The sequence below is a fragment of the Leifsonia sp. YAF41 genome, assembly GCF_052113185.1.
Taxonomy (GTDB): Bacteria; Actinomycetota; Actinomycetes; order Actinomycetales; family Microbacteriaceae; genus Cryobacterium.
In genome coordinates this window covers 168,711-183,409 of the sequence record NZ_JBFRCS010000003.1, presented here as the reverse complement: position 1 = coordinate 183,409, position 14,699 = coordinate 168,711, and the positions used below count along the sequence as shown (strand labels likewise).

Annotated in this window: 12 protein-coding genes; 2 read left to right on the top strand and 10 right to left on the bottom strand. The window is 66.5% G+C overall.

All coding sequences use genetic code 11. The annotated features are described in order from the left end of the window. Window positions 1-63: 63 nt before the first annotated feature. From AB4Y63_RS04360 to AB4Y63_RS04335, 6 genes are all read right to left on the bottom strand, one after another. Window positions 64-906, bottom strand: coding sequence for a DUF3097 domain-containing protein (locus AB4Y63_RS04360; protein WP_441789924.1), 843 nt, complete (start codon window positions 904-906; stop codon window positions 64-66). Between the two features lie 83 nt (window positions 907-989). After that, on the bottom strand, window positions 990-1,637 hold the full coding sequence (locus tag AB4Y63_RS04355; RefSeq protein ID WP_441789821.1) for a DUF6226 family protein: 648 nt from the start codon (window positions 1,635-1,637) through the stop codon (window positions 990-992). A gap of 191 nt (window positions 1,638-1,828) precedes the next feature. Then, window positions 1,829-5,284: an error-prone DNA polymerase gene (locus AB4Y63_RS04350; RefSeq protein ID WP_441789820.1), complete on the bottom strand. Its 3,456-nt coding sequence runs from the start codon at window positions 5,282-5,284 to the stop codon at window positions 1,829-1,831. 149 nt (window positions 5,285-5,433) lie between these two features. Then, entirely contained in the window at window positions 5,434-7,014 is a 1,581-nt protein-coding gene (locus AB4Y63_RS04345) for a DNA polymerase Y family protein (protein WP_441789819.1), read from the bottom strand. 2 nt (window positions 7,015-7,016) lie between these two features. Then, on the bottom strand, window positions 7,017-7,796 hold the full coding sequence (locus AB4Y63_RS04340) for a hypothetical protein (RefSeq protein ID WP_441789818.1): 780 nt from the start codon (window positions 7,794-7,796) through the stop codon (window positions 7,017-7,019). Between the two features lie 141 nt (window positions 7,797-7,937). After that, window positions 7,938-8,810, bottom strand: coding sequence for a slipin family protein (locus AB4Y63_RS04335; protein WP_441789817.1), 873 nt, complete (start codon window positions 8,808-8,810; stop codon window positions 7,938-7,940). A gap of 134 nt (window positions 8,811-8,944) precedes the next feature. On the opposite strand from AB4Y63_RS04335, the gene AB4Y63_RS04330 reads away from it, so the two are divergent. After that, window positions 8,945-9,667 (top strand): SOS response-associated peptidase, encoded by a 723-nt coding sequence (locus tag AB4Y63_RS04330; protein ID WP_441789816.1) that lies wholly within the window; start codon window positions 8,945-8,947, stop codon window positions 9,665-9,667. Between the two features lie 12 nt (window positions 9,668-9,679). Then, window positions 9,680-10,408, top strand: coding sequence for an alpha/beta fold hydrolase (locus AB4Y63_RS04325; protein ID WP_441789815.1), 729 nt, complete (start codon window positions 9,680-9,682; stop codon window positions 10,406-10,408). Here AB4Y63_RS04325 and AB4Y63_RS04320 read toward each other — a convergent pair. From AB4Y63_RS04320 to AB4Y63_RS04305, 4 genes are all read right to left on the bottom strand, one after another. Then, on the bottom strand, window positions 10,362-11,534 hold the full coding sequence (locus tag AB4Y63_RS04320; protein WP_441789814.1) for a flavin-containing monooxygenase: 1,173 nt from the start codon (window positions 11,532-11,534) through the stop codon (window positions 10,362-10,364). The genes AB4Y63_RS04325 and AB4Y63_RS04320 overlap by 47 nt on opposite strands. After that, window positions 11,531-11,842 carry a hypothetical protein gene (locus AB4Y63_RS04315; protein WP_441789813.1) on the bottom strand — a complete coding sequence of 104 codons (312 nt, stop codon included), beginning with the start codon at window positions 11,840-11,842 and terminating at the stop codon, window positions 11,531-11,533. The genes AB4Y63_RS04320 and AB4Y63_RS04315 overlap by 4 nt, the downstream gene beginning before the upstream one ends. A 109-nt stretch (window positions 11,843-11,951) precedes the next feature. Further along, complete coding sequence (locus AB4Y63_RS04310) at window positions 11,952-13,580, bottom strand: LuxR C-terminal-related transcriptional regulator (RefSeq protein WP_441789812.1); 1,629 nt, start codon at window positions 13,578-13,580, stop codon at window positions 11,952-11,954. Window positions 13,581-13,727: 147 nt separating this feature from the next. Beyond that, complete coding sequence (locus AB4Y63_RS04305) at window positions 13,728-14,672, bottom strand: SMP-30/gluconolactonase/LRE family protein (protein ID WP_441789811.1); 945 nt, start codon at window positions 14,670-14,672, stop codon at window positions 13,728-13,730. Window positions 14,673-14,699 lie beyond the last annotated feature (27 nt).

Sequence of the window (14,699 nt, the reverse complement as noted above, 5' to 3'; positions counted from 1 at the left end):
ACTTCTTTCTAAACACTAGACCATGAAGCTGCGTTTTCACCTGAACCTTTCAGAAATTCGTTATCAAGCGTTATCTACGGTCACAAAGTCGATGAGTTGTTCGACCCGTCCCAGCAGCTCAGGCTCCAGGTCGGCGTAGTTGCGAACCTGCCCGAGAATCCGCTGCCAAGCTCGGGCGATGTCGGCCTGCTCGGCGTGTGGCCAGCCGAGCGCCTGGCAGATTCCGTGCTTCCACTCGATCGAGCGGGGGATCTTCGGCCAGCTGGTCAACCCCAGGCGGGCCGGCTTCACCGACTGCCAGACATCCACATACGGATGTCCGACGACGAGCACATGACGGCCGTGCGGCCCGCGCGCCACAGCTTCGGCGATTCGGCTCTCCTTGGATCCGGGCACGAGGTGGTCGACGAGCACCCCGACTTTGCGCGTGGCACTCGGCTTGAACTCGGCGAGGAGCTCGGCCAGATTGTCGACGCCCTCGATGTACTCAACGACGACGCCTTCGATCCTGAGGTCGGCGCCCCAGACCTTTTCAACGAGTTCCGCGTCGTGGCGGCCCTCGACGAAGATGCGGCTCGGCAATGCGACCCGGGCCGGTGTGTTGGCGACCGCCATCGATCCCGATGCGGTGCGGGCGCGCTGCTGGGTGGTCTTCATCGTGGGGTTGATGAGGGTGACGGGCACGCCGTCGACCAGGAATCCGGTGCCGAGCGGAAACAGGCGCAGTTTGCCGTGGCGGTCTTCGAGAGTGACGATTCCCTTCTCGACGCGCGTCACCGCGCCGCAGAACCCGGTCGCCACCTCTTCGACGACGAGGTCCCGGGTGGCCTCCTGCTTGTTGATGAGGGTTCTGCCGGCTTCTCGCCATCCGGGGGCGAGCACGTCCTGTCCGTATCGATCGTCAATCACTGTTTTACGTTAGCCGAATCGGTGATCGGGCCGCCCCGTTGATCGAGCCTGTCGAGATCCGGTGTCTCAGCGACACACTTTCAGGCGCGTGGCCGCCAGGCCGTCCAACCGTTCGGCGCGGCCAGCAAGAGCTCCGTGGCCATGGCGCGTCTCGCAGCCGTCAGCTGTTCGACAGCGGAATCCCCGCCGGTTCCTCCGCTGCCATCAACGGCATTGAGTGAAAATCCGAACCAGGGGGTGGCACCTGGCCGGTATCGCTCCTGAAAGTTGCCGGCGGTAACGGCGAGACTCTGCCACTCCAGGTCAGTGGCCAGCCTCACGACATCCTCGTCGCAGGCATCGCAACCGCACACCGGGTACAACAAATCGAGCAGCGCCCCGGCGTGAACGATGACCGACGGAAACGCGGTGAAGACAAACGTCAGCGCCGCCGCATCCACATTCATCGGGGTCAGCTTGGTCACGCGCAGGATGTCGTCACGATGGTGGAGGATGTCGGCCGCGTTGGCCAGGTCGTGGCTCACGGTGACGAGGTATCTGCGTTCAAGATGTTCGATGAGCGCTTCGGCGACCACGTGCAGCGGGGCGTACCGATCCAAGTTCGAGACGACGGTGTAGGAGTCTTCGGGAGGCATGCCATCGGCCCAGCGGTGCCCATAGTTGATGACATCTCCGGAGGCATCCCGAAACGACGGAGTCCGAATCGGCGGGCGTGCATATTCGACCATGCTGCTGAGTCTAGGAACCGCGTGGAGCTCGTGTGCAGCCAATGGTCGCTCGCTTCCGTTGATCGAGCTTGTCGAGATCTCGCGACCGGGTCTCGAGAGCGGCTCGCGATTTCGAGTTTCCGGCCGCTGCACGCATTGTGGGGTAACGCCGTCTCGACAGGCTCGACCAACGGGATGGCTCGACCGCCGAGCTAGCGGAAGTCCCGCGAGTTCATCCGCGCCCCGACGGTCAACGGCTCGAACTTGTCGGCGATCAGGTTCGTCACGCCCTCGGGGGAACGCTCCAGGATGCCGCGCACCACGAGGGCGGGCGACTCCCGGGCGATCCGCCGGTACTTGTTCCAGACCCCGATCCCGGCGATCACGTTGAGGGTTCCGGTCTCGTCTTCCAGGTTGATGAAAGTGATCCCGCCCGCGGTCGCCGGTCGCTGGCGGTGCGTGACCACCCCGCCCACCTCGATCCGTCGGCCGGATTCATGCTCGGCCAACTGGTCGACCCGCAGCGCGCCCCGGGCGGTCAGCTTCTCGCGGGCATGGCGGATCGGATGGTCGTCGGTCGAGATCCCGGTGGCCCAAAGGTCGTAGACCACTTGCTCGGCGGGGCTCAGCAGCGGCAACAGCGGCGGTTGCACGCTCACCATCGAGCCGCTCAGATAGCTGGCCTTGTCTTGACTGGCATCCCCGGCGTTCCAGAGCGCCTCGCGCCGTTCCAGGCCGAGTGCGTCGAACGCGCCGGCCGCGGCGAGCGCCTCGAGCTGTTCGGTGGTCAATCCGACGCGACGCGCGACATCCGCCATCGACCGAAAGTGGCCATAGGCCTCGCGTTCGGCGACAATGCGTTCGGCGAGATCCTGCCCGATGGTGTTGACCTCGGCCAGGCCCAGCCGCACGGCGAAGCCACCGTCGCGGCGGTGCTTCGCCCAGTCCGGCGGAATCGACCGGTCGAAGAGCGGCACCTCCGGTTGGTCGTGAACGAGGCAGCGGTCTTGGCCGCCCGGGGCGGCAGCCGTCGCCGAGGCCGGCGCATCTGGCGGGCTGCCCGGCGCACTCCCCAACACCTCGAGCCCGGCATCGGCACCCGAGCAGAGGATGTCGGGGCGCAGCACGATCACCCCGTGTCGTCTCGCATCCGCCACGAGCGATTGCGGTGAGTAGAAGCCCATCGGCTGGGCGCGCAGCAGTGCGGCGAGGAACGCGCCGGGGTAGTGCAGCTTGAGCCAGGCGCTGGCGTAGACGAGCAGCGCGAAACTGATTGAGTGGCTCTCGGCGAAACCGAAGTTCGCGAACGCCTCGATCTTGTCGTAGATGTTGTCGGCGAGTTCTCCTTCGATGCCGTTCTCCGCCATCCCGGCATAGAGCTTGGCTTTGAGTGAGGAGATCTTCTCGATCCCGCGTTTGGAGCCCATCGCCCGGCGCAGCAGGTCGGCGTCTTCACCGGTGCAGCCACCGACGGCCATGGCCATCTGCATCAGCTGCTCCTGAAAGAGCGGAACCCCGAGGGTGCGTTCGAGCACCGGTTCGAGTTTCGGATGCAGGTAGGTCACCTTCTCGGTGCCGAGCTTGCGCCTGATGTACGGGTGCACGGCGCCGCCCTGAATCGGGCCGGGGCGGATCAACGCGATCTCGACCACCAGATCGTAGAACCGGCGCGGCTGCAGCCGGGGGAGCGTGCCCATCTGCGCCCGGCTCTCCACCTGGAAGACGCCGATCGAGTCGGCCCGGCAGAGCATGTCGTAGACGCCCTGCTCTTCACGCGGAATGGTGTCGAGCGCCCACGACTCACCGAGATGCTCGGCGGTCAGATCAAAGGTGTACTGCAGGGCGGCGAGCATGCCGAGCCCGAGCAGATCGAACTTGACCAGCCCCATCCAGGCGCAGTCGTCTTTGTCCCACTGCAACACCGTGCGGTTCTCTTTGCGGGCGTGTTCGATCGGGCAGACCTCGCCCACCGGCCGGTCGGTGAGCACCATTCCGCCGGAGTGGATGCCGAGGTGCCGCGGAAAGGTGAGCACCTGCTCGGCGAGTTCGACGACGGATGCGGGGATGTCGTGGTCGCCGCTGGCCACCTGCCCGCCCCAGCGTTCGATCTGCTTCGACCAGGCATCCTGCTGCCCGGTGCTGTAGCCGAGCGCCTTGGCCATGTCCCGTACCGCGAACTTGGGCCGGTAGGTGATCACGTTGGCCACCTGGGCCGCGTTCAGCCGCCCATAGGTGGCGTAGACGTATTGGATGACCTCCTCCCGGCGGTCGGAGTCGAAGTCCACGTCGATGTCCGGCTCTTCGTCACGGAGGCTCGAGAGAAAACGCTCGAAGGGCAGCCGATAGTAGATCGAGTCGACGGCGGTGATCCCGAGCACGAAACAGACGGCGGAGTTCGCCGCGGAGCCGCGGCCCTGGCAGAGGATGCCGCGGCCCTTCGCGAAGTGCACGATGTCGTGCACGATCAGAAAGTAGCCGGGAAAGTCTTTCGCCTCGATCACGGCGAGCTCTTTCTCGATTCGCTCAGCCACACTGTTGTGCGAGCCGGGGTCGTCGTAGCCGGGGTACTTCGTGGCCGCTCCCTCCCAGGTGAGCTTGCGCAGCCAGCTCATCGGCGTGTGTCCATCGGGCACCTTCAATTTTGGCAGCCGCGGTCGGGCCCGGCGCAGCGGAAAAGCGAGTTCGGCGGCGAGCGGAACCGTGTTGGCGACGGCACCGGGAAAGCGGGCGAACCGTTCTGCCATCTCGGCGCCGCTTCGCAGGTGCGCGCCGCCGGATGCCGGCAGCCAGCCGTCCATCTCGTCGAGACTGCGCCGCGCGCGCACCGCGGCGAGCGCGCCGGCCAACCGGTGCTCAGCCGGGGTGGCGTAGTGCACGCTGTTCGTCGCGATGATCGGCAGACTGGCCTGGGCGGCGAGCTCGGCCAGCACGTCGTTGGTGCTGCTGTCGGTCGGGTGCCCGTGGTCGAACAGCTCCACGTAGACGTTGTCGGCGCCGAAGAGGTCGACCAGGCGGGCCAGCTCGGCGGCGGCCGCAGCCGGACCGCTCGTGGCGAGGGCCTGACGCACGGCGCCCTTGCGGCATCCGCTCAGCACCACCCAGTGCCCGGATGCCTGCTCGGCGAGCGTGTCGAGGTCGTAGACCGGACGGCCCTTCTCTTGGCCGTTCAACTGGGCGTGAGTGAGCGCCGAGGCCAGCCGGTGATAGCCCTCCTCCTGGCGGGCGAGCACGACCAGGTGGGTTCCTTCCGGGTCGGCGACGCCGTTCTGCGGCGCGCTGAGCCCGAGCGAGAGTTCGGCGCCGAACACCGTGGCCACGTTCGGAAAGCTCTCGGCGGTCTCGGCCAGGCGCACCACGCCGTAGAGGCCGTCGTGGTCGGTCAAGGCGAGGGCGGTCAGGCCCAGCCGGCTTGCTTCTTCGAGCAGTTGCTCTGGCGAGCTGGCCCCGTCGAGAAAGCTGAAGTTGGAGTGTGCGTGAAGCTCGGCGTAGGGCACCGTCTCGCCGGACGGCGCCGGAGCCGGCTCGTGCGGCTCGTACGGCTGACGCTTGCTCGACCAGGCCGGGCTGTCACCCCCGTTGGCGGCGGGAGGGGCGCCGCCCGGGCGGCGTTGGTCGGACAGTTTGCGTTCGAGCTCAGACCAGGGGATCGGGGGGTTACTCCAGCCCATGGGGGCACGTCCTTAATCCTCCTCGATCAACGAGGGGATGTTGCGGGGTTTGTCGCGAGGTCTCCCTCGCCGAGTTTGACCTTTCCGGTCGAGACTCCCCGGCACACCGGGGGTACTCGACCGCAAGTGTCAAACTCGGCGGATTCGGGTTAGTCATAGCGCGCCTCCGCCCACCACACGTGCTCTTCGAGCGCGAGCAGCCAGGCGTTGCCGTCGGCGTCGACCACCTGAAAGCGGTGCAACCCGCGCCCGCGTTCGGCATCCCACCAGCGCTCGGTGACCGGCCACGGCCCGGCCCAGGCGTCGATCGGGCGCTGGTCGGCGGCCTTCGCGGTGGGGGAGAACCAACTGGGCGCCCCGGTGAGGATGCCCCGCTCGTCGACATCGATCGACTCACCCCCTGCGGCAACGACGGCAACGGGCCGTCGCACAGTGAATACCGTCGAGGGTGCCAGCCCGGGCAGGCTGCCCGGCCAGGGCTGTGCCTGTGCACCGCGCAGTACGGCGCCGGCCCCGGGCACCTCATCGCCCCAGGGCACCAGAATCTGCCGGTCGGCCAGCATCCGCCCGCCGCCGATGACCGCGGTGAGCACGCCGTCGTGCCCGAGCATGCTCTGCACCCGCGTGAGTCCGTGGTGAATGCGTTCGTCGGGTCCCGAACCCCACAGCCCCTGCTCGTGGTGACCGGTCGAGTCGACCCGTTCCGGCGTGATCTGCACCTTCGCGATGCCTGAGCGCAGCCCGGTATCGATGTTGCCGCCTCCCTGCAGCTGCCAGCGCACCCGGTCGACGACATCCCCGGCGGTGAACCAACGCGGATGCAGCCAGCTGCGCAGCGAGATCTCGCCTGATTCGGTGTGCACCTCGATCGCCACCGCCGTGCACACCAACCGCGCCTCGGTGAGCGCATCGATGAATCCCTCGGTCGCCGCCCGGATGGCGAAGGTCACCTGATCGACGCGGTCGAGCGCCGGGTCGAACTCCACCGTGAGATCGTGCAGTTTCGGCGGAACCCGGGCGATGACGCTTCTGCTGTCGAGCCCGCTCGCCTTCTCATGGGCCGCAGCGCCCTCCGCACCGAACCGGCGGCGCACATCGAGGGCGGGCAGCGCGGCGAAGTCGCCGAGGGTGTGCACGCCGAGCCGGTGCAGCAGGGTGGCGAGCCGGGAATCGACCAGGATGTTGACCGGCAGCGGGGCGAGAAAGCGGGGCGAGTCGCCGGGCTCGACGATGAGCACCGGGTTCTCAGGGTTCCGGGTGGCACGCGCCGCCTGCTCAGCGGCGAAGGGTCCGTCGGCGATTCCCACCCGCACATCGGGAATGCCCAGTTCGACCAGGCAGCGGATGAGCTCCCGCGCGGCGGCCTCCTCGCCCCCGTAATAACGGCTCGGCCCGCGGGCGCGGATGGCGCTGGTTCCGGGCCGCAGCACCTGCACTCCCGGCGTGATCTCTTCGATGCGACGGATCACCGGTTCGAACGCGCGGGCGTCGTGCACCGGGTCATAGGGAAGAACGGTCAACGTCGTGCAGCGGTATTGGGCCTCGCGCAGTTTCAGACCGCGCTGCACCCCCTCGGCCCGGGCGGCACGCGAACACGCGAAGACAAGGCCGTGCTCGATCAGGGCCAATGGTTCGTCGGCGCTCACCCCGGACTCCAGCGCCTGGGTTGCCGCAACAATCGGCCAGTCGGGACACCACAGCACAATCGTGCGGGTCAGCCGGGAAGACATGGTCACCCCGCCACCGCATGGGTCAGGCCGTTCCGGGCGGCTGCGTTGCCGGCCCGAGCGAGTGCCGACACGGCCCCGAGCTGGGGTTTCGCCGGCTTGAACTGCTGCTCGCCGTCGGGCAACCACAGCCGCGTGCTGTTCGCCCGGGCGAACCCGGTGCGCCCGGAGGACGAGACCGTCACCTCACGCCCGGTCAGCAGGCCGTGCCCGCGCCCCACGCCGCTCCACCGGCTCGAGGTCACCCGCAACTGCGCTTCGCTCTGCGGCCACTCGCCCACCACGATCAGCGCGCAACCGCGTTGGCGGAGGCGGGCGCCCAACCGGGCGACATCCGCATCACTGGCCTTCTGCGGCGGGCGGGTGACCACCACGGTGAGCACGTCGACGAGGGCTGCGGTGACGGTGAGCCACTGCTCGCCGGGTGACGGCACCAAGACGAGTCGTTCGAGGTCGATGCCGAACCGGGTCGCCGCCTCGGCGCCGAAGTGCGGCAGGCCGACGACCCCGCACCAGGCGCCGCTCTGCGACGGGCCCGCCAGCAGCGCCATCACGAGGGTGGTGGAGCCGTCGACCGAGTAGGCAGCGCCCTCCCGCAACGCACCGCCGGGCAAGACATCGGCCAGGGCGGGAAGGGTGGGCAGCGCCTTCGTCGACAGTTTGGTGGCCTGCATGCCCTGGATGCGTTGTTGCAGCTGGGCCACCCGGCTGTGCGCGGTCTGTTGATCTGCGCCGTGCTCGTCTGCACCCGCTGCAAGCGAGGGGGAAACGGCGGGAATGGACATACCTCAATGTTCGAACACTTGTTCTATTAAGTCAATCGAGATTCAGCATTCACGGCGAGTCGGAAGGCGGCTCATCGACCGACTGAATTCCGTACACCGACCACTCTGACAGTGACCACCGACATCCGGATCACCCCCGGTTCACACCGCCTCCGGAACCGTGCGCGGACCGGCGAGCGGAACCGACGGATGCGCAGAGACGACGGCATCGCCCGGCTTGTCGCCACCCTCGAACTCACCGCTCGCCGTGGATTCCCGCGCCAAGAAGTTGCTCAGCTCACCGATCGTGCTCATCAACGGCGCAGGGAAGACCACGAGCGTGTTCTTGTCGACGCCGATGTCGACCAGGGTCTGCAGAGTGCGCAGCTGGAGGGCGAGCGGATGCGCCATCATCGTGTCCGAGGCATCACCCAACGCCGCAGCAGCCAGGGACTCGCCCTCGGCGGCGATGATCTTCGCGCGCTTCTCCCGCTCGGCTTCCGCCTGCTTGGCCATGGCGCGCTTCATCGAATCAGGAAGCAGAATGTCCTTGAGCTCGACCAAGGTCACCGCGACACCCCAGTCGATAGTCTGCACATCAAGAATCTCGCGAATGTTCACGTTCAAAGTGTCTGTCTCGGCGAGCGTCTCATCCAATGCATGTTGACCGACCACCTTGCGCAACGTCGTCTGCGCGATTTGGTCGATCGCTGCCCCAACGTTCTCGATCGCAATCACCGACTTCACCGGATCGACGACCCGATAGTAGGCGACCGCGGAGACCCCGACGCTCACGTTGTCGCGGGTGATGATGCCCTGCGATTGGATGGGCAGCGTCACGATCCGCAGTGACACCTTATGCATGACGTCGACGAACGGGATGATGAACCGCAGTCCCGGCATCCGGGTTCCGATCAGCCGGCCGAATCGCAACACGACACCCTGCTCATACTGCTTGACGATGCGGATCGACGCGATTACCAATGCGATCACGATAATGCCTGCGATCGTCCACCACAGAATTGTCCAGAACATGAGAATCATCTCCCGAACGGCAGGACTCCTGCTTGCCGTTTACGTTAATTCTCGTCCTGAATCGCTGTGAGTGCACCGTGCCGTGCGGGCTCGCCTTTCCCAATATCAACCGGGTCCGGGAGTAACCTAGCCCTATGTGTGGTCGATTCATCATTACCGATACGGCGCCCGATCTCGTCGCCATGTTTGACGTTGAGCATGAGGGCGAGAATCTGCCTGAGCCGTCGTGGAACGTCAAGCCGACCGAGCAGATTCCGATCGTGCTCGAGTCGGCCAAGCAGGAGCCGGCAGTACGGCGCCTCGAATCGGCACGCTGGTCGCTGGTTCCCTCCTTCGCGAAAGAGCTCGTCGCCCCCTACCCCACGTTCAACGCCCGTGCCGAGACCGTCGGCGAGAAGTCGACCTTCAAGAACTCACTGGCCTCCAAGCGGGCGCTGATCCCGGCCACCGGATACTACGAATGGCACACGACCGGCACGAAGAAGACTCCCTACTTCGTGCATTCCGACGATGGGTTGCCTCTCGCTTTTGCCGGCCTCTACTCGTGGTGGCGCAACCCCGCGCTGGCCGACACCGACCCGGCCCGCTGGGTGCTGACCGCGACGATCTTGACGACCGACGCGCAGGGTCCGCTCGCGACGCTTCACGAGCGCATCCCGGTCGTGCTTCCCGAAGAATGGTGGGATCACTGGCTCGACCCGCACACAACGGGTGATCAAGGCTTGGCGGATGCGGCAGTCGACGCGTCGCGCCCGCTGGCCGCGAGTCTGCAGTTCTATGCGGTTGCTCCGCTTCCGGCGGACGGCAATGGCCCTGAACTGCTCGAACCGATCGGTGAGATCGGTCAGCTCGTCTAGTTCGTGGATGCAATGAAGGGCATTCCCGCCACCGTCATCTTTGTGCATGGCCTCCGCACCTCGGCGACCCTCTGGCGCCACCAGGTGGAGCACCTCGGCCGCTTCGGCATTCCCACCCTCGCGATCGACCTACCCGGGCACGGGCAGCGCCTGGGGGAGCGTTTCACTCTCGACCTCGCCATGAAGGTCATCGGTGACGCGGTGACAGCGGCAGAGGCATCCGGGAGCAAGCCCTACCTGGTGGGGTTTTCGCTGGGCGGCTATCTCTCGATCGAATGGGTGGCGCAGAACCCCGGCCGGGTCGCCGGGCTGCTCGCGGCCGCCTGTGCGACGGTGCCTCACCCCGTCATCATGCASGGTTGGCGGGTCGCGTCGAAGGTGATTCACACGTTTCCCGATCGCGGCCGGGCGCTTAACGACTTCACGGTGCGACTCCTCGTTCCGCAGCCGGGGGCAACCGACGTGATCGCCGGGGGAGTCGCCCTGGAGGTCATGGATGATGTGCTGCTGTCACTGCTGGCGCTGCACCCCGTCGACCGGCTGAGGGAGATCGACGTGCCCGTGCTTTTCGTCAACGGCCGCTTCGACCACGTGCGCGCCCATGCCCGCCGTTATCTCGCGGCCACCCGCAACGGCCGGCTGGTGACGGTGCCCGGCGCCAGCCACATGGTCAGCGTGGTACGACCGGTCCAGTTCACGGATGCTCTACTCGACGGGTACCGCCAGGCGACCTCTGACTGACACTGGTGCCGGTCAGCCCGGGCGAGGTGTCGGCGATGCGTCCGGCCAGGTACCGCGCATCGCGGCAGGCGCCGGTCACCGTCGCCGACGCGGCGGCGAACATGAATTCCAGCCCGAGAAAGTACAGGCCGGGGGTCGATTCGACGACTCCTCTGCGCTGCTGCGGCCGCCCCTCCGAGTCGAAAACGGGCGCGTCCACCCAGCCCCAGTCCTCGCGGTAGCCGGTGCACCAGATCACGTTCGCGACGTCCAGCACCTCGCCCCCCTCACACCGCGGCAGGCCGGCCCTGACCCCCGCCACCCTCGGGGTCGGCCGAACGCCGGCAGCGGTGAGGTTGCTGAGTTTGGTGCGAATAAGCGGTGCGGCGTGCGCCGTGAATTTCGGCGCAGACCTCCGCCCGATGGGCGTGTTGAGGGTGAGCACATGCAGTCCCAGGAATCGCACCAGGGGGAGGGCAAACCGTGCAGCCATCCGACCATGACGAATCGGGAGTTCTGCGCTCGGCCGGCCGGCGAGCCAGGTCGGATGCGTTCGGCTCAGTTCAAGCGCGATTTCGGCGCCGGAGTTGCCGAGGCCCACGACGAGCACCGCACCCGGTTGAAGCTGGCCGGGGTTGCGATAGTCACTGGAATGCAGCTGCACGACGTGCGAGTCAAGCTCGGCGGCGAAAGCCGGCAGCCGGGGATCCTGGCCGCCGCCGGTCGCCACCACGACGTTCTGCCCGACCCAGCGCTGGGCGCCTGACGTGACAACGTGGTGATCGTCCTCCGGCCAAAGTCGGTCCACCCGCACACCGGTCTGCACGGGCAGCCGGAAGCGGGCCGCGTAGTCCTCGAGGTAGTCGGCTTCGTCATCCTTGGTCGGGAAGGACAGGCGGTCGCCCGGAAATGGCAGGCCAGGGAGTCCGTCGTACTTGGCGGGGGTGAAGAGTCGAAGCGAATCCCAACGCGTTCGCCACGCGTCACCGACCCGTTCGTGTGCGTCGAGGATGATGAAATCGCGCTTCTGCTGGGCGAGGTGATAGCCGAGCGCAAGCCCGGCTTGTCCGCCGCCGACGATGACGGTGTCGACCTCCGTCTGACCGTTGGTGTTGGTGTTGGTGTTGGTGTTGGTGTTGGTGTTCATGATCTTGCCTCCTGTTCGGCGAGTTGCGTCCCGGTGGGGGTGAGCGCATGCGCGGCCCGAAAGCGGAGGAACCACAACAGCATGAGCGCAGAGGCCACCAGGTAGAACGAGTGCAGAACCCAGATCGGGCCGACCGGCAAGCTGAAGACGTAGAGCGAATACACGACGTTCCCCACATTGGTGATCGTGATGTTGCTCAGGCTGTACGACGACAGGTCCTTTGTGCGCGCAGCCTTGTGCAGCATCGGCAGGTAGCTCAGCGCGAAGAGGATGGTCGACAGTGCGCCGGCGAGGATCGGAAGGTTCATGCCTCAACGCTATGAAGCGGCCGGGAGCGTGCGCGTCGGACGTAATGCGCATTCGCCTTCTGCGGGCATGGGTAGAACTATGCAGACTCCGGTGGCGGCGCCGCTCGCGTCAGACCAGTCCGTGTTCGTACGCGTACGCCGTGGCGGCAGCCCGGGACGAGAGTCCGAGTTTCGCGAACACATTGCTGATGTGTCGGGCAACCGTCTTTTCGCTGAGGAACAGCTCGCCCGCGATGGCCCGATTCGTCAGACCCGCCGAGATCAACCTCACGACCTCAATCTCACGCGCGGTCAGCGGTCCGGCCGGTGCCTGTGTGGCCTGCGTCAGGACATCCAGCTCGATGATCGCCGGCGCCGCACCGAGCTCGACGAAGACCACCCGCGCGGCCTCGAACTCCAGGAGCGCCGACTCTTCGTCTCCGAGCGTGCGCCAGGCTCGTCCGGCGAGCACCCGGCAGCGGGCCGCTTCGTAGGGTGCGTCGAGCTCCAGCCAGAGTGTCCTCGCCCGACGCAGCCTGGCGAGCGCGCCGCGAGCATCTCGCTCGGCGAGCAGTACCGCGCCCTCTGCCTGTTCGGTGACGGCGAGCACCATCGGCATCGTGATGGTGTTGCAGAACGCGGTCAATTCGTCGGCGGCCGCGCGCGCCGCGACGACGTCGCCGGCCGCCAACTCGATCTCGACCAGGGCGGCGAGCAGGCGACGCCGGGTTGCCGGGTCTGCGCTGTCGACGGCTCGCCGAAGCACCGACTGGGCCGCTTTCACTTCTCCATCAGCCAGACGGAGCAGCGCCAGCCCCGGTTGCGGCTCGAACCCTGTCTGATTAGCGAGAGCGTAGGACTGCAGGGCGGCGGCAAATTCCCCGCGCAAACGTTGCACCTCGCCCTGTTGGTAGTAGGCACCGAAAAATGCGTCAAGGTCGCCCCGTTGCGCTCGATCCTCGGCGACCCGGGCCGCAACGAGAGCGTCAGTCCACGCACCGTGCAGGCAGAAGAGCTCGGCCCGATGCATCTGGCACTGCCCGCTGAACGCCACCATGTCAGGCCGGTCATGGCACCAGCGATCCAGAGCCACCGTCCATTCCTGGGCACGACGCAGATCGAAAGCCAAGCGACAGCTTTGAAGCACGGCGCAATAGATGATGCCGGCGGGAATCGGGGAGACCTCGCCGGCGGTGACGGCGACCATGACCTCGTCGAGCATGGCCAATCCTGCATTCAGCTGGCCGAGCATGATCCGCGCCTGCCCCTGCCCCAGCCGAGCCAAAGCGCTGAGATCGGGGTCTCCAAAACGCTCTCCGAATTCAGCCACCCGGTCGAAGGCCCGCGCCGCGGCTTCCCCCTCTCCGGAGTAGAGAGCACCGAGAGCCGCCGGCACCAAGAGGAACCCCTCAACAGAGCTGGAGTCGGGACTCTCGCCGACGAGCCGCTGAGCCCGGGCGAACCATCCGGCACTTTGCGCGGGTTCGCGGAGGTCCATCATGTGCAGGCCGATCCAGACCGCGCATCGTGCCGCATTGACGACATCTCCTTCGAGAAGGAACTCCTCGTGCGCCCTCGTCAACGTCTCGACCCCGTCGGCGTTTCTGCCGATCAGCACTGCCGCTGTTCCCCAGAGTTCGAGGTCGTGCGCCGGCAGACCGCCCTCCTGATCAGCGTCTCGCCAGGCGCTGAACGCGCCGGTCCAGTGGTGTTCCGCATACGAAACACGTCCACGGTCCAGGGCAACTGATGAGGTCATGCGCACGTCCAATGGCGAGCGCCGTCAGCACCCGAACGGCACCGGGCACCCGTCAGATATTTGTCACGCTACCGCCGCGTCGCCCGCGCTGCAAGGCGCCCACCAGGGTAGGTGGGCGGCCGATGCTTCAGGCTCAGCACGAGCAGTTCAGTTGCGAGCAGGGACAAGAACGACCTCGAAATCAGTCGCTCCTGGAGTGAAGAACTTCGCGTTGACCACGGCGAGGGTGTTGCCGAACAGGGCCGCCGTTGTCGGCGTCTCGAAGTCGGCGCTTGTGATCACGTCACGCACTTCGCCCGACGAAAGGTCAGAGGCAAGTGCGACGCGACTGACCTGGTTGAGCTGGTTCTGCACCGCCCACAGACTGTTGCCGCGGACGACGATGCCATCGACGGCGGGCACGCTCACGTCGGCGATGACAGCGCTCGAACCGTTATCCGGGTCGACCGTATACAGAGCGCCGTTGCCTGAATGGGCGACGATGAGAGTCTTGCCGTTGGCGGAAGCGGCAATGCCGTTGAGGTTGAAGGCGGATGCGATGTCGGCGGCCGGGCCCGTCAAGGTCAGCGTCTCGACACTGCCGAGTTCACCCGAGCGGCTGACCGGAACAAGATACAACTCGGGGCGCACGGAGTTGGTGAACCAGGCGCCTTCCCGGGTCAGGGTGACATCGTTGATGAAGGAGGCCTCCGCGGTCAGCTGGTATGTCGCCACGGTGTCACCGGTGCTGGTGTCGTAGACGTAGGCCTGGCCGGTGGCACCTCCGGCCACGAACAGCAGATTGTTGGGTACGTCCGCCTTCATCCCCACCGCTGCCCGGCCGTCCGGAGCGTCGATGAACAATTCGGCGGTGCCTCTGCGAACGTCTCCGCGGTAGATGTCGCCGAGGTTCAGATCGCCCGCGTAGAAGGTGTTCCCCCGTCCGGCCGCGATTCCCTCGGCCGATGTGGCGCCTGGCAGCTCAATGACGGTCTGAGCGGTTGGCTTGTTCGCGGCGGCCGACTGTACCGGGACGAGTAGTGCGGTGAGGGCGAGTACCCCGATCGCGGTGCGGCGAAGTGCTCTTCTTGAATTCTTGGTTGTGCGAAACATGATGTCTCCTTAGCAGGGAGTTTTCGT